This is a genomic window from Streptomyces sp. NPDC017448, assembly GCF_044330565.1.
Lineage (GTDB): Bacteria > Actinomycetota > Actinomycetes > Streptomycetales > Streptomycetaceae > Streptomyces.
The window spans coordinates 70,107-91,482 of record NZ_JBIRLM010000015.1; the positions used below are offsets into that span (position 1 = coordinate 70,107).

Annotated in this window: 29 protein-coding genes and 1 tRNA gene; 7 read left to right on the top strand and 23 right to left on the bottom strand. The window is 71.1% G+C overall.

All coding sequences use genetic code 11. The features are described from left to right. Positions 1-52: 52 nt before the first annotated feature. Both ACH4K1_RS23075 and ACH4K1_RS23080 read left to right on the top strand, forming a co-directional pair. Positions 53-847 carry an HAD family hydrolase gene (locus tag ACH4K1_RS23075; protein ID WP_398091340.1) on the top strand — a complete coding sequence of 265 codons (795 nt, stop codon included), beginning with the start codon at positions 53-55 and terminating at the stop codon, positions 845-847. A gap of 27 nt (positions 848-874) precedes the next feature. Further along, positions 875-1,534 carry an O-methyltransferase gene (locus tag ACH4K1_RS23080; RefSeq protein WP_398091164.1) on the top strand — a complete coding sequence of 220 codons (660 nt, stop codon included), beginning with the start codon at positions 875-877 and terminating at the stop codon, positions 1,532-1,534. A gap of 44 nt (positions 1,535-1,578) precedes the next feature. On the opposite strand, the gene ACH4K1_RS23085 is transcribed toward ACH4K1_RS23080, so the two are convergent. The 3 genes from ACH4K1_RS23085 to ACH4K1_RS23095 form a co-directional block, all read right to left on the bottom strand. Further along, a complete protein-coding gene (locus ACH4K1_RS23085) occupies positions 1,579-1,797 on the bottom strand; it encodes a zinc ribbon domain-containing protein (RefSeq protein ID WP_030592937.1) in 219 nt (72 codons plus the stop codon). Between the two features lie 336 nt (positions 1,798-2,133). Then, positions 2,134-3,510 (bottom strand): hypothetical protein, encoded by a 1,377-nt coding sequence (locus tag ACH4K1_RS23090; protein WP_398091165.1) that lies wholly within the window; start codon positions 3,508-3,510, stop codon positions 2,134-2,136. 71 nt (positions 3,511-3,581) lie between these two features. Next, entirely contained in the window at positions 3,582-4,394 is an 813-nt protein-coding gene (locus ACH4K1_RS23095) for a DUF4097 family beta strand repeat-containing protein (protein ID WP_398091166.1), read from the bottom strand. Between the two features lie 337 nt (positions 4,395-4,731). On the opposite strand from ACH4K1_RS23095, the gene ACH4K1_RS23100 reads away from it, so the two are divergent. Then, positions 4,732-4,803: transfer RNA gene (locus tag ACH4K1_RS23100), tRNA-Val, on the top strand. Positions 4,804-5,305: 502 nt separating this feature from the next. After that, the gene (locus ACH4K1_RS23105; RefSeq protein ID WP_398091167.1) at positions 5,306-5,542 is read left to right on the top strand and encodes a helix-turn-helix domain-containing protein; all 237 of its coding nucleotides are present in this window, start codon (positions 5,306-5,308) and stop codon (positions 5,540-5,542) included. Between the two features lie 7 nt (positions 5,543-5,549). On the opposite strand, the gene ACH4K1_RS23110 is transcribed toward ACH4K1_RS23105, so the two are convergent. From ACH4K1_RS23110 to ACH4K1_RS23135, 6 genes are all read right to left on the bottom strand, one after another. Continuing rightward, positions 5,550-5,849: a hypothetical protein gene (locus ACH4K1_RS23110; RefSeq protein ID WP_398091168.1), complete on the bottom strand. Its 300-nt coding sequence runs from the start codon at positions 5,847-5,849 to the stop codon at positions 5,550-5,552. A gap of 131 nt (positions 5,850-5,980) precedes the next feature. Further along, positions 5,981-6,121 (bottom strand): hypothetical protein, encoded by a 141-nt coding sequence (locus ACH4K1_RS23115; RefSeq protein WP_398091169.1) that lies wholly within the window; start codon positions 6,119-6,121, stop codon positions 5,981-5,983. Further along, positions 6,118-6,297 carry a hypothetical protein gene (locus ACH4K1_RS23120; protein WP_398091170.1) on the bottom strand — a complete coding sequence of 60 codons (180 nt, stop codon included), beginning with the start codon at positions 6,295-6,297 and terminating at the stop codon, positions 6,118-6,120. The genes ACH4K1_RS23115 and ACH4K1_RS23120 overlap by 4 nt, the downstream gene beginning before the upstream one ends. 147 nt (positions 6,298-6,444) lie before the next feature. Continuing rightward, positions 6,445-7,284 carry a helix-turn-helix domain-containing protein gene (locus ACH4K1_RS23125; RefSeq protein ID WP_398091171.1) on the bottom strand — a complete coding sequence of 280 codons (840 nt, stop codon included), beginning with the start codon at positions 7,282-7,284 and terminating at the stop codon, positions 6,445-6,447. Beyond that, complete coding sequence (locus ACH4K1_RS23130; protein WP_398091172.1) at positions 7,281-7,817, bottom strand: DUF6879 family protein; 537 nt, start codon at positions 7,815-7,817, stop codon at positions 7,281-7,283. Before ACH4K1_RS23130 ends, ACH4K1_RS23125 begins: the two co-directional genes overlap by 4 nt. A 2-nt stretch (positions 7,818-7,819) precedes the next feature. After that, positions 7,820-8,029 carry a hypothetical protein gene (locus ACH4K1_RS23135; protein ID WP_398091173.1) on the bottom strand — a complete coding sequence of 70 codons (210 nt, stop codon included), beginning with the start codon at positions 8,027-8,029 and terminating at the stop codon, positions 7,820-7,822. A 133-nt stretch (positions 8,030-8,162) separates the two neighbouring features. On the opposite strand from ACH4K1_RS23135, the gene ACH4K1_RS23140 reads away from it, so the two are divergent. Continuing rightward, positions 8,163-8,369: a hypothetical protein gene (locus ACH4K1_RS23140; RefSeq protein ID WP_398091174.1), complete on the top strand. Its 207-nt coding sequence runs from the start codon at positions 8,163-8,165 to the stop codon at positions 8,367-8,369. Positions 8,370-8,431: 62 nt separating this feature from the next. Here the strand turns inward: ACH4K1_RS23140 and ACH4K1_RS23145 are convergent, their stop codons facing one another. After that, positions 8,432-8,761 carry a hypothetical protein gene (locus tag ACH4K1_RS23145; protein WP_398091175.1) on the bottom strand — a complete coding sequence of 110 codons (330 nt, stop codon included), beginning with the start codon at positions 8,759-8,761 and terminating at the stop codon, positions 8,432-8,434. 19 nt (positions 8,762-8,780) lie between these two features. Further along, a complete protein-coding gene (locus ACH4K1_RS23150) occupies positions 8,781-9,116 on the bottom strand; it encodes a DUF6011 domain-containing protein (RefSeq protein ID WP_398091176.1) in 336 nt (111 codons plus the stop codon). Between the two features lie 113 nt (positions 9,117-9,229). Between ACH4K1_RS23150 and ACH4K1_RS23155 the strand changes: the two genes are divergently transcribed. Beyond that, the gene (locus ACH4K1_RS23155; protein ID WP_398091177.1) at positions 9,230-9,451 is read left to right on the top strand and encodes a hypothetical protein; all 222 of its coding nucleotides are present in this window, start codon (positions 9,230-9,232) and stop codon (positions 9,449-9,451) included. 2 nt (positions 9,452-9,453) lie between these two features. Next, positions 9,454-9,678 carry a hypothetical protein gene (locus ACH4K1_RS23160; RefSeq protein WP_398091178.1) on the top strand — a complete coding sequence of 75 codons (225 nt, stop codon included), beginning with the start codon at positions 9,454-9,456 and terminating at the stop codon, positions 9,676-9,678. Positions 9,679-10,372: 694 nt separating this feature from the next. On the opposite strand, the gene ACH4K1_RS23165 is transcribed toward ACH4K1_RS23160, so the two are convergent. The 12 genes from ACH4K1_RS23165 to ACH4K1_RS23220 form a co-directional block, all read right to left on the bottom strand. Beyond that, positions 10,373-10,720 (bottom strand): hypothetical protein, encoded by a 348-nt coding sequence (locus ACH4K1_RS23165; protein ID WP_398091179.1) that lies wholly within the window; start codon positions 10,718-10,720, stop codon positions 10,373-10,375. A 21-nt stretch (positions 10,721-10,741) separates the two neighbouring features. Continuing rightward, positions 10,742-11,101 carry a hypothetical protein gene (locus ACH4K1_RS23170; RefSeq protein ID WP_398091180.1) on the bottom strand — a complete coding sequence of 120 codons (360 nt, stop codon included), beginning with the start codon at positions 11,099-11,101 and terminating at the stop codon, positions 10,742-10,744. A 47-nt stretch (positions 11,102-11,148) separates the two neighbouring features. Continuing rightward, on the bottom strand, positions 11,149-12,048 hold the full coding sequence (locus ACH4K1_RS23175; RefSeq protein ID WP_398091181.1) for a peptidoglycan-binding protein: 900 nt from the start codon (positions 12,046-12,048) through the stop codon (positions 11,149-11,151). Between the two features lie 42 nt (positions 12,049-12,090). After that, the gene (locus ACH4K1_RS23180; RefSeq protein ID WP_398091183.1) at positions 12,091-12,531 is read right to left on the bottom strand and encodes a hypothetical protein; all 441 of its coding nucleotides are present in this window, start codon (positions 12,529-12,531) and stop codon (positions 12,091-12,093) included. 10 nt (positions 12,532-12,541) lie between these two features. Further along, positions 12,542-15,859 (bottom strand): hypothetical protein, encoded by a 3,318-nt coding sequence (locus ACH4K1_RS23185; protein WP_398091184.1) that lies wholly within the window; start codon positions 15,857-15,859, stop codon positions 12,542-12,544. Next, the gene (locus ACH4K1_RS23190; RefSeq protein ID WP_398091185.1) at positions 15,856-18,372 is read right to left on the bottom strand and encodes a hypothetical protein; all 2,517 of its coding nucleotides are present in this window, start codon (positions 18,370-18,372) and stop codon (positions 15,856-15,858) included. The genes ACH4K1_RS23185 and ACH4K1_RS23190 overlap by 4 nt, the downstream gene beginning before the upstream one ends. Positions 18,373-18,518: 146 nt before the next feature. Beyond that, a complete protein-coding gene (locus ACH4K1_RS23195) occupies positions 18,519-18,923 on the bottom strand; it encodes a hypothetical protein (protein ID WP_398091186.1) in 405 nt (134 codons plus the stop codon). 1 nt (position 18,924) lies between these two features. After that, positions 18,925-19,338, bottom strand: coding sequence for a hypothetical protein (locus tag ACH4K1_RS23200; protein WP_398091187.1), 414 nt, complete (start codon positions 19,336-19,338; stop codon positions 18,925-18,927). A 4-nt stretch (positions 19,339-19,342) separates the two neighbouring features. Further along, on the bottom strand, positions 19,343-19,780 hold the full coding sequence (locus ACH4K1_RS23205) for a hypothetical protein (RefSeq protein WP_398091188.1): 438 nt from the start codon (positions 19,778-19,780) through the stop codon (positions 19,343-19,345). Further along, positions 19,780-20,526, bottom strand: coding sequence for a hypothetical protein (locus ACH4K1_RS23210; protein ID WP_398091189.1), 747 nt, complete (start codon positions 20,524-20,526; stop codon positions 19,780-19,782). Before ACH4K1_RS23210 ends, ACH4K1_RS23205 begins: the two co-directional genes overlap by 1 nt. Beyond that, positions 20,523-20,978: a hypothetical protein gene (locus ACH4K1_RS23215; protein ID WP_398091190.1), complete on the bottom strand. Its 456-nt coding sequence runs from the start codon at positions 20,976-20,978 to the stop codon at positions 20,523-20,525. The genes ACH4K1_RS23210 and ACH4K1_RS23215 overlap by 4 nt, the downstream gene beginning before the upstream one ends. Further along, positions 20,975-21,376, bottom strand: coding sequence for a hypothetical protein (locus tag ACH4K1_RS23220; protein WP_398091191.1), 402 nt, complete (start codon positions 21,374-21,376; stop codon positions 20,975-20,977). The genes ACH4K1_RS23215 and ACH4K1_RS23220 overlap by 4 nt, the downstream gene beginning before the upstream one ends.

Sequence of the window (21,376 nt, forward strand, 5' to 3'; positions counted from 1 at the left end):
CCCTCAGGCCGCCTCGGGCGCCTCGGCCGCTCAGGCCGCCCCGACGACCCTGGTGGCGAGCGATCTCGACCGCACGTTGATCTACTCGGCGGCCTCGCTGGACCTGGCCATGCCCGACGCGGAGGCCCCCCGGCTCCTGTGCGTCGAGGTGTACGGCCACAAGCCCCTGTCGTACCTGACGGAGACGGCCGCCGCCCTGCTCACCGAGGTGGCGGCCTCCACCGTCTTCGTGCCGACCACCACCCGCACCCGCGAGCAGTACGGGCGCATCCACCTTCCGGCCCCCGCCCCCCGGTACGCGATCTGTGCCAACGGCGGCCACATCCTGGTCGACGGCGTCTCCGACCCCGAGTGGCAGCGGCAGGTGGAGAACCGGATCGCGGCCGAGTGCGCGCCGCTGACCGAGATCCGCGCCCACCTCGCCACGACCGCCGACCCCGCCTGGCTGCTCAAGGAACGGGTCGCCGAGAACCTCTTCGCCTACCTCGTCGTCGAACGCTCCCTCCTCCCCGAGGAGTGGGTGAAGGAACTGGCCGTCTGGGCCCGGCCGCGCGGCTGGACCGTCTCCCTCCAGGGCCGCAAGGTCTACGCCGTGCCCGCACCGCTCACCAAGAGCGCCGCGATGCGCGAGGTCGCGCGCCGTACCGGCGCCACGCGCACGTTCGCCGCCGGGGACTCCCTCCTCGACGCCGACCTGCTGCTCGCCGCCGATCTCGGCTGGCGTCCCGGCCACGGCGAACTGGCCGACGAGGGCTGGCAGGCCCCGCACGTGACGGCGCTGGAGGAGCGCGGCGGTGCGGCGGGGGAGGAGATCCTGCGCAGGTTCCTGGCGGCTTCCGCTGCGTGAGGGCGCGAATCGGGGAAGGCTGGGGGCATGACCAAGGGCAACGACACCACGATCACGGCCGAGCTGTACGCGTACATGCTGGCCCACAACCCGCCGCTGGACCCGGTCCAGCGGGAGCTGGTGGAGACCACGTACACACGGTTCCCCAACCACGCGGGCATGCAGTCGGCCGAGGAGCAGGCCCCGCTCCTCGCCTTCCTGGTCCGGCTGGTCGGCGCACGGCACGTGGTGGAGGTCGGTACGTTCACCGGGTTCAGCGCCCTGGCGATGGCCCGGGCGCTGCCCGCCGACGGCACGCTGATCGCCTGTGACATCTCGCAGGAGTGGACGGCCTACGGCCGGGAGGCATGGGAGAGGGCGGGCGTCGCGGACCGGATCGACCTCCGGATCGCCCCGGCCCTGGACACGCTGCGCGCGATGCCCGACGAGCCGCACATCGACTTCGCCTACCTGGACGCGGACAAGGGCGGCTACATCGCGTACTGGGAGGAGCTGGTGCCCCGGATGCGGCAGGGCGGGGTCATCGCCGCGGACAACGTGCTCTTCCACGGCGAGGTCACGGACCCGGAGGCGACCGGTCCTGCCGCGGCGATCCAGGAGTTCAACGACCACGTGAAAGCCGACCCGCGGATGGACAGCGTCATGCTGACGGTCTCGGACGGCCTGACGCTGTCCCGCAAGAAGTAGCGAACGCTCGACGGGCGCCCGCCGGGCCCCCGCCCCCCTGGAGGTCAGCCGCAGCACCCGCCCCCGCAGCAGCCCCCGCCCCCGCCGCCGCCCGAGGGTGCGGGGGCGGACCCGGCGGCGCCGCCCACAGCCACGGCGGACAGCAGTTTGACGGTGTCGTCGTGGCCTGCGGGGCAGGAGGCCGGATCGGAGGACTGGGCCATGGGACGGCTGACTTCGAACGTGTCTCCGCAGGTGCGGCACCGGAATTCGTAACGAGGCATGAGCACAGGCTAGAGCCAACCCTCCCCGGAGACCACGCCCCCAGCCCCCACGCCCCCCGGGCCACGCTTACTGGCCCGGCTCCTGCCCGCGCCCGCTGGCCCCGCCACTGCCCGCCCCCCCTGGTCCGGCCTCTGCCCGCGCCCCTTGGTCCGGCCTCTGCCACCACCTCCTGGCCCCGCCCCCGACACCGCAGAGACCACGTGAGATCCCGGGCCGGTGCTCAGCTACTCGGACGCCCGCCCGGGGAGGGAGGAGGAGAGAGGCAAAGGGGGAGGGCAAGGCAAAGGAGGGGAAGGGGAGGGCAAGGCAAAGGGGGGAGGGGGAAGGAGAAGGCCTCAGGTGCCCGCGCCGCGCTCCTCACGGATGTCGGAGACGACCCGGGCGGCGGTCTGTCGCACGGCCTCCGTCTCGGTCAGGAAGTGCCAGTAGTCGGGGTGGCGCCCTTCGAGCCCGGCGACCGCCCGCTCCAGTCGGGCGACGGAATCGTCGAGCGGCCGGGCGTGCCGGGGGTCGGGCGTGTGCCGGCCGGCCATGGCGAGGCGCTGGGCGTCCCGCACCGCGAACCGGGTCCGCTCGATCTCCTGCCGCGGGTCCTTCGCCACGGCGTTCAGCTGCTGCAACCGGTCTCCGGCGGCGGACACCGCCTCATCCGTCGCGTTGAGCAGGGCGCGGACCGTCGACAGCCGGGATATGGCATCCGCCCAACGCTGTTCCTCGCGCGCCCTGGCCGCCTCGGCGAGCTTGTCCTCGGCCTGCCGCACGTTCACGGCGGCCTGCTCCGGGACCGGCTGGAGGTCCTGCCAGCAGGCGGCGGAGAAACGCCGCCGCAACTCGCTGAGCACCGGCTCCACCGAGCCCGCCCGGGTCGTCAGCGCCTGGGCGCGGGTCCGCAGGGACACCAGCCGCCGGTCGATCTCGGCCGCCCGCTCGGGCAGCCGCTCCGCCTCGGTGCGCACGGCCTCCGCATCACGCAGCACCACATCGGCCCGCCGCAGGGTCTCCTGGACGCCGTGCTGCCCCGCGCCCTGGTTCAGCTTGGTCAGCTCTGGGGCGAGCGCGGCGAGCCGAGCGGCCAGATCGTCGGCGCGCAGACCCGCTGCCCGCACGGAATCGAGGGCGTTGCTCGCAGCAAGGAGCGCCTGCCGGGCCCGTTCGACAGCGGGGGCGAGCCGGGCGAGCTGGGTCTCCGCGCTGCCCAGCAGAGGTCCGAGCCCCTGGGCGAACCGGTCCAGCTCGCCCTTGACCCGTACGAGGTCGTCCTTGGCCCGGGTCAGCTCGGTGCGGGCCTTGGCGGCGACGGAGGGCTCTAGATCGTCCCGGTCCAGGTCATGGCTGTCGACCGCGGTGATGTAGATGCGGCTGGCCTCGTCGATGCGCCGGCCGAGCGCGTCGAAGTCCTCGGCGGCCTTCCGGCCGCGCGCAGAGCTGTCCACGGCGTTGATGGTCTCGATGGAGATCTTGAGATCGCGCTGGGCGGTGTCCAGCTCGTAGAACGCCTCGGCCGCGGCGTCCTTCGCTGCCTGGGCCTCGGCCCGCTGGTTCTCCCCGCGCCCGCCGAACCACCGACGCGTACCGCCGCCGGCGAAGGCTGCGGGCAGTACTGCGGCGAAGAGGGCCAGGGGCAGCAACATCAACGTCAGCACGGGCCGGCCGCTCCCGACGGCGGCCCTCGCACCCGCTCCTGCCTTCGGCCGCGCGTTGGTCGCCGTCACATCCCTCTCCCGTGCCGATTCGCCCTGCCCGGTACATTCTCCCACCAGGTAAGGACGAACACACGGGCCGGTTAGTTCGCTCTTCGCACGGTGATGTGCCCGTTGTCGCTGCGCGCCTTCACCACATGGGCGCCGTCCTCGCCGCGCGGCACGTCGATGGAGACGTCCCCGTTGTCGGCGGAGGCGTCCACCGCGTATGTCTGCCCGCCCGGCGGCAGATCGATGGTGATGCCCCCGTTGTCACTCACCGTGTCCACGCGATCGGGCACGGAGGCGAAGCCGAGCCGGATCTCCCCGCTGTCGGCGCGGGCGATCACGGAGGACCCGGTTATCCGCTCGGCCCGGATCTCCCCGTTGTCGCTCTTCAACGTGAGCGCCCCGCTCGCATCCCGGACGTGGATCTCGCCGTTGTCGGACGAGAGGTCCAGAGCGCTGTCGAAGCCGGTGGCGGCGACCGTCCCGTTGTCCGAGGCGGCGGTCACCGCGACCCCGCGCGGCACCTTCACCCGGTGCCGGGAGTCGCAGTTGTTGATGAAGCCATCGCACTTCACCCGGAGTGTGAGGGTGCCGCCCTCCATCTTCCAGACGGCGTCGGGCCCGCTGCCGAGGACCACCCACCCGTCGAGCTGCCGCTCCACCTCGACCTGCTCCACGTCGGCCGGCACGAGGTCCACGACACCGTTCTCGGCGTTGATGGTCAGCGTCTTCCCTTCCAGAGCGAACGACTTGCGCTCGACGGGGGCCCCGTCCACGTCCGTACCCCCACACGCGGTGAGAGCCAGCGTCAGCAACGCCACTCCGCCCCCGAGGACAAGGGTCCGCCCGGCGGCCCCGAGGCGCGCCCTGGAACGCGTACGGGTCGGTGAGCTCGTCAAGATGTCCACGGTGATCGGTCCCCCAGTTACGTTGTGCCGGACAGCGCCACCGGACGTTCCTGCCGGTGCCCCACAACCGTATGCACCACCGTCCCCCGTCGGGATCCGGCCCGCTACCGTCTCGGGGTGGGGTTAACCCCCGGGCGGCCGGGGCCCCGGGGGGGGGGGGGGGGGGGGGGCGCGGGCCGCCCGGGCGGGGGGGGGGGGGGGGCGGGGGGGGGGGGTTTCCCCCGGGGCGCCCGCCCCCGCCGCGCCCCCCCCCCCCCCCCCCCCGCGCCGCCGTCGGCCCGCCCGGAACGGTTTATGAGCAGCGGCCCTGGTCCATGTAGGCTGTGGCCTCATCCACGGGTGCGTAGCTCAGGGGTAGAGCGCTGCTCTTACAAAGCAGATGTCGGCGGTTCGAAACCGTCCGCGCCCACCGAGGATAAATCGCAGGTGAGAGCCTGTTTTTGACCCCCCGACCGGCCCCGGCCGGGGGGTCTCCTCATGCCGAAAGTCCACTACAAGTCCACATCCCCACGGGGAGGCGGCCCACGGCCGTCACCCATCCGAGGGGTGATCTGCGTGCCCCTGGCACGTAGAGTGCAGACACGGACGGGGCAGGCGTGACTCCCCACACGCGCCTGACACGCGCCGTCCGGATACCTGTGGGACTCGGGCGGGGAGGCCCGGCCCACAGGAGCGAGGCCCCCGCCGTGACATTCGGCGGGGGCCTTCTGCTGTCCAACGTAGACCGCCCCGCACCCTGATGGGCGCGGGGCGGGACGTCTTGACTGAGTCATGACGTCTAACGGCGCAATAGGGCGGACACGCGAACGCCCTTGCACCGCTTCGATGCCACATCCGTACGGGCGGACGTGGCTGCTCAGTGTAGGTTCTGCCCTACATACATTGGATCTTGATCGGCTGAACGTGGTGGAGTGCCACGCTCCGTACCGCCGCCCGACTGGGTCATCGCCCGCCGCCGGGCCGTCGGAGACCGCATCCGCATTACCCGGCTGGCTGCCGGGTACACCCAGGAGCAGGTCGCGCTCCGCATCGGGATGGACCGGGCCACGTACAACCGGATCGAGCAGGGGCACGCGAGCGCCCTTCTCGACTCGCTCATCCGCATTGCCGACGCCATCGGCGTCCCGCTTTCTGAACTCGTCGAGTAGGCCGCGGCTACACCGGCGGGGTGCCCGGCGGCGACGGCACCGGCGGGGGGTGCGGCAGGGGCGGCCCCTGGTCCGGCGGAGTCTGCGGCGACCCGGCTCCGTGCCGGCCCGCCTCGATCCGGCGCTCCGTCAGCCCGTAGATCCCGAGCGGGGGGAACAGGTCGACGCGCCGCGGGTAGCCGCCGACCGCGCAGGGGCGGCAGAGGAGATCCGCGCCGGCGGCGGTGACGCGTACGCCTGCGACCGGTTCGACCCAGCAGGCTTCGCAGGTGGTGACGGCGGTCGGCGACACCGTGGCGGTCGTCATGGGCGCCGCCCGGGGGGTGTGCTGGGGCGGGTGTCGGTGGTACGCATGGTGGTGCCTCCGTCCTGCTGGGATGGGTGGTGGCCCGTCCCGGTCGCGGTCCTGCCAGGGAGTGAGCGGCCGGGGCGGAAGTCTTAGCGGTTGCGCCGCCAGGCCCGCATGAGTTGGGTGGCGGTCGCGCAGGGGGCCCCGCCTGCTCGGCAGTTCGGGCACGTGGTGGTGTGCCCGAGGAGTGTGCGGTAGGCGTGGTCCGGGGCGGTGCGCTCGGCGGTCACCAGGCTGCTTCCCGCTTGGCGCACGCTGTCCTGTCGAGGCACTCGCGCGGGAACCACAGGTACGCGGCGCCCGCGGTGGGGACGACGCGCTGCTGGCCGAGGTCGGTGCTCAGGCCGGTGGTGAACCAGCCCCGGCACCAGACGCAGGCCAGACCGCGTTGTTGCTGGTCGAGCATGTCGCTGACCGGTGGTAACTCGCGTACGGGCACGGCCGCCTCCCGGGTCGTCGGAGTAGTCCCTCAGACCGTAGAGAAAGCTGTTTCTCCGATGCCGGGATGTTTCTCGGTGTTTCTCCTGCGGGAACCGGTGTTGCGCCGGGTTTCTCAGAAGCCGATCGCGGCTCGGGCCCGCGCGATGACGGCGTGCGCGGCGCGTCCCGTCACCGCCCCGTTGGCCAGCCCGTCCCAGACCTTTGCGTACAGGGCGATGTCGTCGGCCGCGTCGAGCCACATCTCCGTGTGCCACGTCTCGGCGATGACGAGGCGGTCGTCGTGGATCCAGAAGTCGTCGCCGATGCCGATCCGTACGTCGGCGGTGAGCGGGATGACGCCCAGCTCTACGCTGCTCAGGCCGTTCACGGACATCAGCCGGTCCAGCTGGTCCGCGAGGACAGCACGCGTACAGATCCGCGCGTGGAGGGCGGCCTCCGCGACGAGCACTCGGTACTGGCGCCCCGAGCGGTACAACCCCTCCTGCCGGCGCATCCGGGAAGTGACCGCGGCTTCGATGTCGCGGGTCACGCCGTGCAGTTCGGCGTACCGGGAGAGGACGCTGCGCGCGTACTCGGGGGTCTGGAACACGCCGGGGATGACGGCGGCGCTGAATCCGCGGAACACGGTGGTCCTCTCGTGCTGGGCGCCGAGTGCGTCCTGCACGGCGCGGTGGCCGCCCGCGAGCTGGCGGCGCCAGGACCGGTACGTCGACTCCAGCCCGGAGAGGCGGCCGTGAAGCTCGGCGGCGCACTCCGGCTGCCCGGCCGCCGCCGCCCACGCGGTGAGGTCGGCGACGGTCGCGGTCTGCTTGCCGTTCTCCAGCTTTGAGATCTTCGACGGGGCCCATCCGCAGCGGGCGGCGAAGTCGCGGACGGTCAGCCCGGCCTCGGTGCGCAGCTCGCGGAGCCGCACACCGAGGAGGACCCGGGCCCGCTGGAAGTCGGTGCTCACATAGGGGACGGTACCCGGCTGATGAACTCCGCGTACGGGACGGCGTAGTGCCATGCCGCGTCGCGGACCTGGCAGGCCCGGAGAACCTGCTCCGGGTCGGTGGTCAACTCCATCCGCCGGGCCGGGTCAGTCCAGTTGAAGCGGGCCAGGACGCGGGAGTCGAACAGCCAGAAGTCCCCTTCGTCCGCGAGGTTGAGCGCGGCCGCCGCCGACCGGAACAGGTAGCGGATGTCCTCCCCAGCAGCCAGGTTGGCCGGCGTCGTCGCCAACAGGTACCGCTGGTTGTCCGTCGGAGGCTCGTCGACCAGGCGGACGCGCTCGATGCGCCGCCCGTCTGCCGTCTGCGCCCGCGCGTTCGTGAACCACGGACCCCCGTCATCGTGCGGCGGCATGACGCCCCGGAGGAACTGCTGGTACTCCTCGGTGCCCTGGTCGGCGGCGTACTCCCGGCGGGTCTCCAGCCGCCATGCGGTGTGCTCGAAGCCGTCGCGGAAGAAGTCGAGTATCCGGGCGGCGGGTACGACGTGCTGCACTATCAGTCCCTCGGGGCGAAGTTGACGAGGAGCGCGCGGTCGACGACGACCAGCGACTCGCCCTCCAGCGGGTTGGCCATCTGCGCGAGGACCTCGGGGTCGGTGACGGTGTACCCCTGGACGAGGATCTCTCCGGTCTCGGCGTCCTCGTAGAGGGTGGGGCATTCGCCGGTCTTCGAGTTGGTGCCGAGCATCCGCAGTGTGCGGGCCATGTGCGTCCCCTCCCGGTTGTGGGTCCGGCCGTGTGTGGCCGGGGTGTGACCGACCGTAGCCCGGCGATCAAGAAACACGCCACCGATCAGGCGCACAACCGTGCTGCGCCCGGGAGGCCGTACGATTCCGGCCGTGACTGATATCGACATCCCTGAATCTCTGATCGCCCTGGAGCGCACCGCGTGGGCGGAGCAGCAGGCGGGCGCGCTGACCGTGGAGACTGCCGCCGCAGTGCAGCAGGCGTACACCGAGCATGCGGCTGCGACCGGGCAGAGCCGGTACAAGGTCGAGCAGGCGGTGAAGAAGATCGTCCGGCACCCCGAGCAGGACGACGCCTGACCCCGGATGCACGAGAGCGCCCCGCCGCCGGCCGAAGCCGGGGCGGGGCGCTGTTGCGTTGCTCAGGAGGTGAACACAGCGAACGCGAACGTCACCTCGTACCCCTCCGCGTCGAAGCACTCGATGTTCCACACCTCGTCCCGGTCGGCCAGGCGCATCAGCACCCGACCGACCGTCTCCACCCCGGCGGCGCCCACCGTCTTCTCCACCGGGCCGGTGCGGTTCTCGTAGCGGAGGGTGTACTGCGGCTCGCGGCCGAGGTCGAGCCAGGTGAGCAGGCCGGGGATGCCGGTGGTCATCTCGTTGTGGGTGGGGGTGGCGTGATCGGTGCCGACGCGGGCGACGCCGGTCTCGGTGGCGGTGGTGTAGGCGATGAGGTGGATGGTGAACACGGGGGTCTCCCTCACGGGGTCAGGCGGCGAGCAGCAGGCGGGCGGCGAGCTGGTGGTAGCAGCGGCCGGACTTCAGGCCGGCGGGGCAGGTGCAGTTCGACGGGTGGGTCAGGTAGGTCTCGGTGCCGTCGGTGGAGACGGCGGTGAAGACCTGGCCGCGGAGGGGGATGATCGCGGCGTCCTCGATGAGCTCGCGGGCGGAGGTGATCTGGTGGGCCTTGTAGCCGGTGGTGTCGGTGGTGGCGGTGCGGATGTGGCGGGCGCACTTGGGGCCGTAGCCGGTGGACTGGGAGCGGGCGGAGGTGAGGTGGCGACCGCAGCGGAGGCAGTTGGTGTGTGCTGCGGTGGCGTTCATCTGGTCTCCCCGGTCGGTGCGCTTCCTTGTGAGACCTATGTTGGCCTACTCGGTTGGCTATTGTCAACGGGGTAGGCATAGAGAGTTGGCCTAGCTTGTGGGAGGGTGGGGCCATGGACACAGCCCGACTCGAACTCTCAGCCCAGCGGTACCGCGAGGCAGAGCAAGCGCTTGAAGCCGCGCGCGAAGACCTCCAGGCCGAAGCCGTGGCCGCCCTCCAGCAGGGCGAGGAGCGCGGCAACCAGGCGACCGTCGCCCGCATCACCGGGTGGACGAGGGAGTACGTGCGTCGCCTCAAGAAGAAGGCAGACGAGACCGCAGCGCAGGACGGGTGAGCGTGACGGACTACATCGTGATCCGCCCGGCCGCCGACCTCCCGCCGGGCTTCCTCCCCGCGAAGGAAGACGGCCGGTGGTACGACCGCGCGAGCATGCCTGCTGGCCCCCCGCCGGGCTTCACGTCGCCCGAAGGTGTGTGGGAAGCCGTTGCGGTTCCGACCGGCCGCTTCGAAGTGCGGGACTACGACGGTGCCGTGGCCGAAGTCTGGGAAGTCAGGCCGTAGAGGACGTACGAAAGCCCCCTCCCGCACCTGGCGGAAGGGGGCTTCGGCATAGCTCACGGGTACTGGCGGCGGAACGGATCCAGAGCCAGCGGCGACGGATCAGGATCTGACGGCGCGGGAGCCCCATCACGGCGGCACATCAACCCGTCCGGATCACCCGGCGGCGGCTGCAACGAGTACCCCGTCGGGCAGTCGGGGCCGGGAGGACCCGCTGGCCCGCGCTCGCCCGGGTCACCCTGCTCGCCCTTCTCACCGCGCTCACCAGGAGCGCCGTCCGCCCCGTGGGCCCCGTCCGCGCCGTCTACGCCGTCGCGTCCAGGGGCGCCCGTGACTGCCGGGCCGGGCGCCCCGTCCGCCCCAGGCTCTCCGCCCGCCCCCGGCGAACCCGACGGCCCGGCCCGACCCGCCGGCCCAGTCGGGCCCGTCGCACCCTGCGGGCCCCGCGGCCCGACCACCGACACGCCCTGCTCCCCGCGCGACCCCGGCGGACCCGCCACCGGCGTCCCGCCGAGCCGCTCCACCTGCTGCGCCAGCTGATCCCGGGCAAGGTTCGCCGTACGCAACTCAGCCGCCAGGCCCTGGACCATCACCACCAGGGCCCCAAACCCCAGCAGCACCGCAGCGGCGACGAGGCCGAACACCACATCACTGCGCCGCCGGTCGGCACCGGGGCTCTTGTGTCGCCTCACGCCGCTCACGCCGCAGCTCCTTTCGCGCTGAGGTACACCGTCAGGATCAGGAGCAGGACCGGGGCAACCAACGCGGTGAAGATGAGTCGGCGGTCGGCGGCGCGCCGGTCAGCCGCACGCTGCTCGTCCGCTCGCCGCCGCTCCGCCGCCTGCTCCCGCGCCTCCTCGATGCCCCGGACCCGCTCGGCCACCTGCCGGAGCGCCTCATCTTTCGCGAGCTGCTCCAGCTGGTACCGCTCCAGAGACACCTTGCTGTCGAGTCGAGTCCCCATCTCCCGGAGGTCGTCCTTCAAGTCCGTACGGACGTCTTCGAGGCGGCGCATCACCTCGCCGAGAGTCGGCTCATCAGGCACGTGCTACTCCACTCGCTCTGGTCAAACGCTGGTCGGTCGGGCCGGGGCCGGCGGCGGGGTGATGGGGGTGACCTGTCCGCGGGTGATGAACATCAGGGCGGCGAGCACGACACCGTTGACGGCGGCCGTGGTGGTCGGGGCGACTTCGAAGCCGAACGCGGAGACTGCGGAGGCGACGGTCGCGACGAGTGCGGTGAACGCCTGCACGGCGATCGGGCGGGTGAGGGCGGCGGCGATCGCGCCGAGGATGGCGGTGGCGGTGGCCACGATCCACCCCGCCTGCTCCACCGAGAGGCCGACGTTGAAGGTGACGACCAGGCCGAGGGTCGCGGCCAGGCTGTTGAGCCAGAGGGCGGGCTCGCGCCCGAAGATGGTCTTCATGGTGAGGGTTCCGTTTCTGTGAGGTGAGAGTGCCTGGCCCGGGTGGGTCAGACGTTGGGCACGCGGAGCCGGTCCCAACTGCTCTTCCCGGGGATGCCGTCGGCGGCGGCGCCGGAGTACCCGCACTTGCGCTGCCAGGCGGCGTACGACATCCGGTCCGCCTCCGACCATCGGGGCCCCGGGCCGACCTGGTACCGGCCGCAGCCCTCGGAGACGAGTCGCTTGCCCATCGCCGTGACGATCGCGCTGCGGCGCCCGGCCCTGAAGAACGCGGCCCCCGGGAACGGCTCGTACTTCGGCTTCGAGGGCTTCGCGGCCGGCGGCTGGGTCGGCGGGGTCGGCGGGCGCTCCGGCTCCCCGCCCAGCCGGTCGCCGATCCGGCCCCGCATCCAGTCCATCCCGAACCCGCGCGGGTCGATCTTGCCCGGCTGCCACTCCAGGTGCCCGAGCACGGACCGCTCCGACCAGCCGTGCGCTCGGCAGATCGCGGCGGCCGCCCGCTCGATCGCCAGCAGCTGCGCCTCGGGCCAGGGGTCCTTCCCGTCGCCGAGGTTGACGGCCTCGAACCCGTAGAAGTGCCGGTTGCCGTCGGTGGTGGCCTCGTTGTCCGGCGGGAGGTCCCGCTCAGCAATCACCGCGCGGAGGACGTCGTCGTCGCCGAGCCCGGCGTGGTTGGCCCGCCCGTTCCCCACGAGGTAGACGGTCCCGTCCTTCGCGATGACGCCGTGGCAGAGCGGGCCCGGCAGGCGGGAGTGGCCGTTGTAGCAGAGCTCGACGGAGGACACGGTCCCGGCGGACACGGTGTGGTGGATCATCACCCCGTGCGTCGGGCCCCACGGCCCTTTGTGGTTGCGGTTGTTGGTGCGCCAGCTCCGGTGCTCGACGACGTTGAGCCCTTCGTCGCGCAGGGCTTTGAGCAGCTTGTCGGCGGTGAGCGGTGTGGCCATGGGAGTCTCCAGATGTGGTGTGCCGCGGGGTTGTCAGACAGATCAGACGACTTCTGTGAGCGTGACGGTGAACCGGCTATTGATGTGGAAGAGGCCCGCACCCCCGGCCGCGTTGATGACGCCTTCCAGGTGAAGGGTGTGGCTTCCTGCGGCAGGGAGAGTCCCCGACCACACCATCGTCACGGTGTCGCGGTCGAGGGTGTCCATGGCGTGGATCGCCAGGCCGTTCTGCGGAGAGCCGTCGACTACCAGGCGGCCGACCATGAGGTTGGTGGCGTGGGCGGTGGTGACCGAGCAGTCGAACACGGCGATGGCGGAGTAGGTGGCACCCGGGGCCTGGGTGGTCAGGGGGATGCTGCACCCGGGGATCAGCTCGTAGGTGGTGGTGGCAGTGAGGGCCGCACTGGCACCGGCGGCTTCCACCCGGGGCTGCATCCGGTTGAGCTGCCCGGCGGTGACGATCTGGCCCGCGAGGATCGGCATGGTGCTCCCTTCAGAGTGCTGCGCGCATCGGGTGGGTGAGGGACAGCGGCGTCCCGGCGGCGTGCGGTTTGGTGATGCCGTTGACGGACCGGGTGACCGTCATCGCCTGTGGGCCGCAGTGAAGGTTGTCGACCTGGAGGGTGAGCGGCGGGTTACTTGCCGCGGAGCCGAGGAGGCTGCGGACCCCCACAGAGCCTGCGGCCGTCAGTTCGGTGTCGACGACCGACAGCTGCCACCCGGCAGGTTCGGCTGTGTCGCGCGCCCAGAGCTTCATGCTGAGGGTGCTGCCGGACGCGGCCAGGCGCACCGTGTACCAGGTGCCGGGGACATAGGTCAGCCCAGTGACGAGCGGCGACCCGAGCTGCACCTCCGGTCCGTTCCGACGGCGCAGCGTCAGAGTCATCGCCCCGCTTGCGGCGATCTGGATCCGCCCGAAGTACATGTGGGTCAAGTCAGTGACTCGCAGGGCGGGGAACACATAGGCGCTGTCGCCGACGGGTAGGGCGGACAGCGCCCAGTCGACGCGGAGGTCCACGTCCGGAGTCGCGACCGGCGTGGTGGCCACCCGGATGGTGTTGGTCGTGTTCATGATGTGCCGGCCGGTGCCGGCCGCCACGGCGTAATCGGCGGGGGCGCCCCCGTCAGTCGTCCAGGGCTGCCCGCTGTCCGCCGTGCCCCACCCGGCCGCCACGGTCCGCCCGAATGAATCCTCGGCCACGCCGGTGATCGCGGTCACGGTCACCTGCTCCCCGCCGGCCGTCACGTCGAAGGGGAACTGGGACGGGTGCTCCGCGGTGGTGATCCAGTCGGGTCCGGCCGTCACCGTGATCGGCCACATCGGCGCGGTGGCCGACACCGGCGCGGCCAGCTCGGTGCCGTCGGTGTCCGCCCGGCCCCGCACCGGATCCTCCACCACGCCCACCTGCCACGGGCCGGCGGGCGAGCAGTTGAGGATCAGCTCCCAGGACAGGTTGCTCAGCGTCTCCCGGTAGCCCTCCACCAGCAGGTCCACCGGGCCCGGCGGCAGGTACGCGGGCAGGTCCGTGATCCGGACCAAGTCGCCGACGTCCAGGGCGGACGCTGCCTTGATCAGCTCGGGGTGCTTGTGCAGCAGGATGCGGACCTGCTTGTACCGGGCCTCATCCCACGTCCCCAGATGCAGCGCCCATGCCGTGATGTCGTCGAGCTGGTGGTCGGCCGCCACCGACAGCTCCACAGCCTCGTCGTACGTACCGACTCCGGCGGGCGGCGGGGCCACGGAGAGCGGCCCGGACTCCCGGACCAGCCGTACGGAACTCCCGCCAGCACGGGACCGGGTGACGTCGTTCCGGATGTGGGCGTCGTCGTCAACCGGTTCGAACGGCTGAACGATCTGGGAGTACGCCAACGTCAGGACGGGCTCCTGGTTGTACAGCGTGGTCCGAGTCCGGTACACGAGGCCCAGCCGCTCCCGGTCCTCGTACAGGATTCCGCCGTCGGACGCCTCGCACTCGTACAGCAGGTTCAGGAGGGTATCCGGGCGCTGCGGGCCCATGGCCACCGTGTCGTCCGGCTTGCCGTAGAGGCTGATCGACAACCCTTCTTCGGCCGCCAGGCGCAGCACTCGCGCGCCAGCAGACTCGCCGGTGAACCCGTGGTCAGCCAGTGTGTACGCATCGGTCAGCTCGACGGGGAACACGGCGATATGGCCAACGCGCAGGCCATCGACGGACGCCCCGATCGTCGTCTCGATCTGGGTGACGCGGCCCACCGTGCCCGAGTACGTACCGCCGAAACCGCCCACGTCCCCGTTGATGTTGATCCACGACAGGCGCCAGGAGACGGTGCCGCCAGTCTGTGAGACCCGGAATCGGTAGCGGTTCCAGCCCGCCAGGACGTCCTCGTCGTCCACGGATACAGGCTGGTTGATGACGAGATCACCGGCTGCGTCGTAGCCCTCGATCGTGCCGATGCCGGTGCGTTGGAGAAGCCGCCACCGGCGGATCGTGCCCGAGGTGCGCCACGCCAGGAACTCGCCGTTCGATGCTGGTGGTGCGCCGTCCAGGGTGTAGACCATGTGGACCGACCACTGTGTTGAGTTGCCCACGGGGGCAGGAACGGCGCCCACCATCCGGCCGCCCGCCTCGATCGTCGGCAGCGCCGAAGACCCGGCCAGCGATGCATCCTGCCCGAAGGCGGCCTTCGTCACCCGGAGGGGAGCCACCCCCTCGATCGGTGAGTACGCGGCTGTCGCACCCGACTGGTCCTCCATCGGCCAGTAGGCCAGCGGCCCGTACGACGGGATCCGGCGGCGCAGCGTCGACTCCAACGCCTTCGCGCCCTGGGACAGTCGGCGCAAGATGCCCGCGCCCTGGAGCGCCACGTCCATGTCGGCACCGCCCACCGTCCAACGGGGAGCCCACGTCGGGACCTCGACCACAGCCCGGGCCCGGTGCGCGGTGATCTCCGCGCCGCCGGACACCGACCACGTGCGGCCAGCGGCGTCGGTGAAGGCGGTCGTGCCAGCGGCCTGGGCGGTGAGGTCCGGGTTCGCGACGACGGCGCCGTTGATTCCGTTGCGGATCTCCGCTGCGAAGACGGTGCCCGCGAGGGGAGCAAACGCGCTTCCGCTGTCGTCACCGATCTCCACCGGCGCGGACCCGCTGAATAGGCTCGTCGTGCCGGTGGTGACGGCCGGCGCCCCGAGACCCGTCCACGGGCCCGCGATCGTCGGGGCGGTGTAGAAGGTCACCGTGTGGCCGCCTGCCCCGTTGTTCACGTCGAGGGTGGCGCGGATCGCAACGCGCTGCCCTGGCCGTGCCGGAATCGCTACCGATGACTTCGAGGTGGTGGCCGTGCCGTCCACCGACCAGTACAGCAGGATCCTGGAGCGCCAGAGCGTCAGCAGCCACGACCGCTGGTTGCCCGTGGACTGCCACTTCGCCATGACTTCTTGGGGGTCCCCGGTCGTGGGCCACGTATCGGCTGCCACATCGACCCGCAGGTCAAGGTCGCTGGTGATGTCGAGGCTGCTGTGGTCCGGGGTGGCCAGCCTCCCGGCCGGGGTGTCCCCGACGCGGAGGGTGACCGGGCTGCCGCCGGCCTGATGCCGCATCGGGGTGTTCCGGCCGAGCCGCCCGTAGTACGGGGACATCGGGTGCCGCGGGTAGTAGCGACTGTCGGGCGACTTGAGCGTCAAGTTCACGGACGCCCGGTCCACGCGGGCGCCCTCCCCGGACCGGCCCCGGGTGTGGACCAGCTCGGCCCCGCCCTTCACGTCGTCGGTGACGTCGACCCACTCGCCGTCGACCTGGATCTGCACGCGCGCCTCGGGTACCGGCATGGTCATCCCCTCCCTTGGCCGAGGGCGGCCTGGACGTTGCCGCCGGACAGGGTCTGGATCTGGCCGCGCAGCGGGTCGATGAGAACCTCGGCCAGGGCCCGGCCGTCGAGGGCGAGCTGCACCACGATCGGCTGCCCGCTACCGCCTGCGTGCCCGCCGGCCAGCAGCCGCTTCGTGTCGGGGTTCGACCGCACGCGCGACCCCGGGGCCAGGTCGACCAATTCGGGGCCTTGCTCGCCCACGAGCGTCATCCGGGAGCGGGGGCCGCCTGCTGCTGCGCCGATGACACCGCCGTGCGCGTAGCCGAGCTGCGTGCCGTGGGCGCCTTCCTTGCGGGCCTGCATGTGGGTGATCACGTAGGTGTGCGCCGTCTTGCCGTTGATCGCGTTGAGTTCGCGGCGGGCCTCCGCGATGGCCTGCTCCAGCTGGTAGATGTTGCCCCGGATCTTCGCCTGCCGGGAGTCCGGGACGCTCTTGAGCTTGGCCTTCGCCGCGTTCAACTTCTGCTGGAGGTCCTCCATGTTGCCCCTGAGGCGGGCTGTTTTGTCCGGGGTCTTCAGGATCTGGGCCGCGAGCTTCCTGGCCTGGTTCTCCGTCATGCCCATGGCCTGCGCGGACGCGATGAGCTTCGTGCGGCCCCGGTCGTAGATCCCGTTGACGGTCTCCCACGGCGCATGGTTCGCCCGGGCCGCCTCGGCGGCCTTCATCGTCGCAGTCGCCAGGTTGTCGAGCGCCTCCTGGTTCGCGCGGCCCTTCTCCGTGGTGATGTCGAGGGTCTTCCCGTTCTTCTGCATCGCCTCGTCGGCCGCGTCGATCGCCGCCTCCATGCCGCGGATCCCACCGCGGGCCTGGATGTACTGGTTCGACAGGGCGTTGATCGACTGGGCGAGGCCGTCCGCCGACCGCTTCTGCGCATCGAGCTTGGCCTGCACCTGGAGGGACTGCTCGCCGAACACGCCCATGCTGTCCGCGATGAGCTGCTGCTCGAAGGCGGCGTTCGCGAGGGCTTCGTCGTACTCGGTGAGCGCCGTCTTTAGCCCCGCGGTGGAGTACCCGGCCTCGACCATCATGGTCTTGATGCGGTCCAGGCCAGCGGCGGCCAGGTCGGCTTTGCCGCCGGACACGAGGGAGGCGAGGCTCTCGTCGAGCGCCTTGATCTCCTGCTTCGCTTCCTTGAGGTCGATCGGGTTCTCGTCGAACCGCTTGAAGAACTCATCCGCGCTGACGCCCGCCCCGGCCAGGACGCTGAGGCTGGACATGAGGCCGTCCAGATCCTTGCCGAAGACCCTGGTCATCTCGCCTGCGGCCTTGCCCGACTGGGCGAACTGGCCGAGGCTGCTGGTCATCTTGTCGATGTTCGGTGGGGTCGACTTCCCGATGTCCGACAGCTCCATCAGCGTGATGACGAGGAGCCCAACCCCGGTGGCGGCGACCGCGAGTTTCGCTCCGCGCGACAGGGCGGCGAACGCGGCCGTCAGCATGCCCATCCGGGTGCCAGCCCCGACCGCCGCGACCCCGGCGGCGGTGACCTGTACCCGGACCGCAGCCATCGCCGCCCCGGCCACGGCCATGCCTGCCGCCGCCATCTTCACCGCCTTGAAGGCGAGCGCCAGCTGGAGGAGGCGGGTGAGGACTTCCGGGGGGACGGAGGCGACGAGCCCGGCAAACGCGTTGATCAGGGTGAGCAGCCCAACGCCGGTGTCCGCTGAGGCGATGAGAAGGTTGGAGAGGGCTTCGACGAGGTTCATGAGGGTCTCGCCGACGAGGGGCCCGGACTCACGGGCGTACTGCATGAACTCGGCGACGCCCCCGCCGACTTCGCCGGTGTCGAGGGTGCGGGTGAACTGCACCAGGCCGGAGTTCGCCTTCGCGAGGGACACCGTGGAGAAGTCGGCGAACGAGTCCATGAAGCGCTCGAAGCCCTGCGACTGAACGCCCCCGGCGGCGATGGTGACGAACCGTTCCAGCTCACGTGATGTGCCCTGGACCAGCGGCGTCATCTTCGGGAACAGGGCGCCCAGCGTCGCGAACGCCTTCGTCGCGACGGGCATCGTGTCGTCGGACAGGCTGTTCGACCAGTCCTCGTACTGCTCCTTCAGGACCGACAGGGATGCGGCCGCCTCCCGGGTGGCCGGGGGCATGTCCTCGATGGAGTCGAGGTAGGCCTCCTCCGCCTTCGCGGCCTCCGCCGACGCCGCGCCGTGCTTCTCCACCGCGTCGGTGTACTTCTTCTCCGCCTCGGCGGCCTCGGACATGGCCTGGATCTGCGGGATGATCGCCGCCCCGAACGCTGCGACCCCGATGGTGGCCGCGCCCATCCCGGCGACGAGCGGCGCGGTGGACGCGGCGATCGGGAGGAGCGCCGGTGCGAGCGAGACGGCCGTACCCACCAAGCTGCCGAAGGACTTGTCCATGTCCTTCGTGCCGTCCTCCAGCCGCCGGAGGGACCGGTTCACGGCGCTGATGCCCTGGGTGGTGGCGTCGCGGACGCGGACCACGATCGTCACGTCGTCGGCCATCTGGTGTCACCCCCCTTCGTCGGGTCGTTTCGGGTTGCCGCGCTGCTCGATGAGGAGCAGCCGGTACAGGGAGGCGTCCTCGGCGAGGAGGGCGCTGGGCAGGCAGTGGAACCGCTCGCACAGGCCGAGGACGGTCTCCGCGTAGATCAGCTCGCGAGGCTTTCCGACAGTGGTTCCATCGGGATATTTGCCTCCAGGGACGGCGGCCCATCGGTCGAGCTCGGCTCCAAAGGGGCCGGGATACCGCGCAGCCCGTCAAGCCACCCCTTGGCCAGGGCCATCATCAGGTCCTGGTCCTGGGCCATGGCCGCCTCGGGCGTGGCCGGTACGGGCTCGCCGGTCTCCTCGTCCTCCAGGTTCCAGGAGATCAGCGCATGGCCCATCTCCCGCAGCTGGTCGCCGAGGCTCGACATGTCGACCTCGCCGATCCCGATGAGGTTCAGGAAACCGCCGAGGTGCTGGCCACGCAGCGTCGCCTCGAACCCGGCGTACTCATGCGGCTCCTCGAACTTGACCGTGATCTTCTTCGCCTTGTGCCTGTAGCCCGCCACGTCAGGCCCCCGTCCAGGTCGGAACCGTGCCGTCGGACAGAACGCCGGGCACCGCCCACGTCAGCTCACCCGAGTCGGACCGGGTCAGCGGGTAGTCGGTGAACACGCACTCGTTGGTGAGGGTCTGACCGGACACGGCGAGCGTCACCGTCCGGGCCACCGACGTGGACGGCACCGTCTTGAAGACGGCGTGGCTCTTGCCGGCCGCGTCGTTGAAGACCCCGTTCAGCGTCACCGAGAAGTCCGCGAGCAACAGGAGTCGCTCCATCGCGGACTTGTCGATGCCGGTGACATCCTGCACCGCGCGCGGCGTCGCGAACTGGAGGTTCGTGACGTCGTTGCGGATGTCCTGCGGGGCGCCCGTCGCGTCATCGACGCTGCACGTGGTCCACCCCAGACCGCTCTCCTTGGCCATGGCCCTATCCCTTCTGCTGCTGGTCGCTCAGGCGGAGCTGGTGCTCGCCGAAGTCCTCCACCCAGTCCGCCGCGCGCTGGTGCTGGCGGACGCGGCCGGTGGGGTTGCCGCGCCAGTCCCCGTCCCGGACGGCGAAGAGCTGGGGGCGGGTCTGGTGGTCGGTGAAGCACCGCTGCCGGGCCTCGAAGGTGAAGACCGTCAGGCCCGCGCCGGTGCGCTGCTCCCGGAACGTCCGCCCCGACTTCGCGCGGATGTACGCGGCCTGCTGCTGGCCGAGCGGGGTCGACTCATCGATCGTCGACTGCCACCCCCGGGCGTACGCCACGCACCCGGCCTGCTCGCACGCCGTGCGGACGAGGGTGTCCGAGGGCTGGGCGATGCTGTACGTTTGGTAGGCGCCCGGCGCAAGGAGCTGCCGGTCCACCCTGTTCAGCGGCTGCATCAGAACTTCGTCTCCACTTCGTTGCGGTTCACGGCGACCGCGAACACCGCGTTGGTGAACACACCGGTGGTGACGGCCCGGAGGTACCGCTCCACCGTCTGGCCGCGCGCGGTCTCGATCCGCTGGCTGGTGACGCCGGTCGCCGCGGTGAACGTGCCGCCGACGACGTCGGTCCAGACGTCCGACCCACCGTTGTCGGAGGACTGCTGGAGCTTGACGGTGACGCTGGTCCCGGTGAGCGCGAAGACGTGCAGGTACGCCTGGAGGCCGAACGCGGTGGAGCCGACCCCGAAGTCGACACCCACCCCGTTGGTGGCGGTGGTGTCGGTGCGCTTCCCGGCGGTGAGTCCGGTGCACCACTCCAGTCCGTACCCGTTGCCCTGCGTGGCGCCGGCAAAGGTGAACGCGCCGTCGTCGCCGCGGGTGCCATCGTGGTTGAGCTGCTTGGCGACGCAGTTCGCGACGGGGCCGCCGAGGGTGGCGCCGCGTACGTAGGTCATGAGGACGTCGGTGGTGGGGAGTGCGCCGAGTTTCGCGTGGGTGCCGCCGACGGCGGGGTTGAAGAAGGCGGTGTAGTCGATGCCGCCATCCCTCACCCCGCCGATGCGCTCCATCGCCAGCTTGTTGATCGCGGTGACGTCGAGGACGGCGGGCCCGCCGCCGACGCGGTTGACCGCGCCGATGTCGCCGGAGGCGTCGTACCCGGCGATGTACAGGTAGTCGCCGAGACCACTCTGCTTGGTCATGATGCTTCCTCCCAGAGGTCGTTGACGATGAGGGGCAGCACGATCGTCATGACGCGGTACTCGCCGCCTTCGACGAGGAGGTATCCGGCGACGGCCTCCAGGGGGACGCCGTGCGCGCCGAGGAGGTCGACGTGCCGCACGAGGCCGCCGAGGGTGAAGTCCCCGCTGTAGGCACCGAAGAGCTGGTCGACGGCGTTGAGCATCGCCGGGTCGATCGCCTCGTCCGGGGACGAGTTGATGCTGGAGTAGATCCGCACCGTGAACACCAGGCGAGCGCTGCCGGAGGCCAGGCCGGATGAGCGGATGAACCCGATCCGCTCTGCCCAGACGGCGCAGGTGAGCCCGTTGCCGGGGGCGTTCTTCGGCTCGGCCTCGTTGACCGTCTCGAACAGGCCCAAGCTCATGGCGTGGGACACGACGCGGTCGGTGATGTCCGTGATCGGCAGGCTCATCGCAGGAGCCCCCTCGACTGGTACCGGGCCAGAAGCTCCATGCCGATCCGGTTCGCGTCACGGTCGACCATCGGCTTCACCCTGCGGAACGTGCTGTACCCGCGGAACCTCGTCACCGGGAAGTTCCGGCTGCCCGTGCCCTCCAGCCAGTGCCCGTAGATGACCCCGCCGTCGGTGACCACGTAGCCGCCGCGGCCCCGCTCGACGCCGACACGGGACTGGAAGTAGCCCGTCGGGTGCTGGAGCACCTGCCGCAGGCGGCGCTGCACCAGGTCCTCGCCGTGGAGCGCGACCGCGTACTGGAGGTCGTCGGAGTACTGGCGGATCGCGCGCTGGAACCGGCCGTCGCGGATCGGCCCGTTGCGGGTCATGTTCAGGCGGATCTGGATGTCGGGCAC

Excerpts from the sequence above, each read along its gene's own strand:
- ACH4K1_RS23080 (WP_398091164.1), top strand. The coding sequence starts at position 875 with ATGACCAAGGGCAACGACACCACGATCACGGCCGAGCTGTACGCGTAC.
- ACH4K1_RS23085 (WP_030592937.1), bottom strand. The coding sequence starts at position 1,797 with ATGCCTCGTTACGAATTCCGGTGCCGCACCTGCGGAGACACGTTCGAA.
- ACH4K1_RS23110 (WP_398091168.1), bottom strand. The coding sequence starts at position 5,849 with ATGACGACCGCCACGGTGTCGCCGACCGCCGTCACCACCTGCGAAGCC.
- ACH4K1_RS23120 (WP_398091170.1), bottom strand. The coding sequence starts at position 6,297 with ATGCTCGACCAGCAACAACGCGGTCTGGCCTGCGTCTGGTGCCGGGGC.
- ACH4K1_RS23135 (WP_398091173.1), bottom strand. The coding sequence starts at position 8,029 with ATGGCCCGCACACTGCGGATGCTCGGCACCAACTCGAAGACCGGCGAA.
- ACH4K1_RS23150 (WP_398091176.1), bottom strand. The coding sequence starts at position 9,116 with ATGAACGCCACCGCAGCACACACCAACTGCCTCCGCTGCGGTCGCCAC.
- ACH4K1_RS23155 (WP_398091177.1), top strand. The coding sequence starts at position 9,230 with ATGGACACAGCCCGACTCGAACTCTCAGCCCAGCGGTACCGCGAGGCA.
- ACH4K1_RS23170 (WP_398091180.1), bottom strand. The coding sequence starts at position 11,101 with ATGAAGACCATCTTCGGGCGCGAGCCCGCCCTCTGGCTCAACAGCCTG.
- ACH4K1_RS23175 (WP_398091181.1), bottom strand. The coding sequence starts at position 12,048 with ATGGCCACACCGCTCACCGCCGACAAGCTGCTCAAAGCCCTGCGCGAC.
- ACH4K1_RS23180 (WP_398091183.1), bottom strand. The coding sequence starts at position 12,531 with ATGCCGATCCTCGCGGGCCAGATCGTCACCGCCGGGCAGCTCAACCGG.
- ACH4K1_RS23185 (WP_398091184.1), bottom strand. The coding sequence starts at position 15,859 with ATGACCATGCCGGTACCCGAGGCGCGCGTGCAGATCCAGGTCGACGGC.
- ACH4K1_RS23190 (WP_398091185.1), bottom strand. The coding sequence starts at position 18,372 with ATGGCCGACGACGTGACGATCGTGGTCCGCGTCCGCGACGCCACCACC.
- ACH4K1_RS23200 (WP_398091187.1), bottom strand. The coding sequence starts at position 19,338 with ATGGCCAAGGAGAGCGGTCTGGGGTGGACCACGTGCAGCGTCGATGAC.
- ACH4K1_RS23205 (WP_398091188.1), bottom strand. The coding sequence starts at position 19,780 with ATGCAGCCGCTGAACAGGGTGGACCGGCAGCTCCTTGCGCCGGGCGCC.
- ACH4K1_RS23210 (WP_398091189.1), bottom strand. The coding sequence starts at position 20,526 with ATGACCAAGCAGAGTGGTCTCGGCGACTACCTGTACATCGCCGGGTAC.
- ACH4K1_RS23215 (WP_398091190.1), bottom strand. The coding sequence starts at position 20,978 with ATGAGCCTGCCGATCACGGACATCACCGACCGCGTCGTGTCCCACGCC.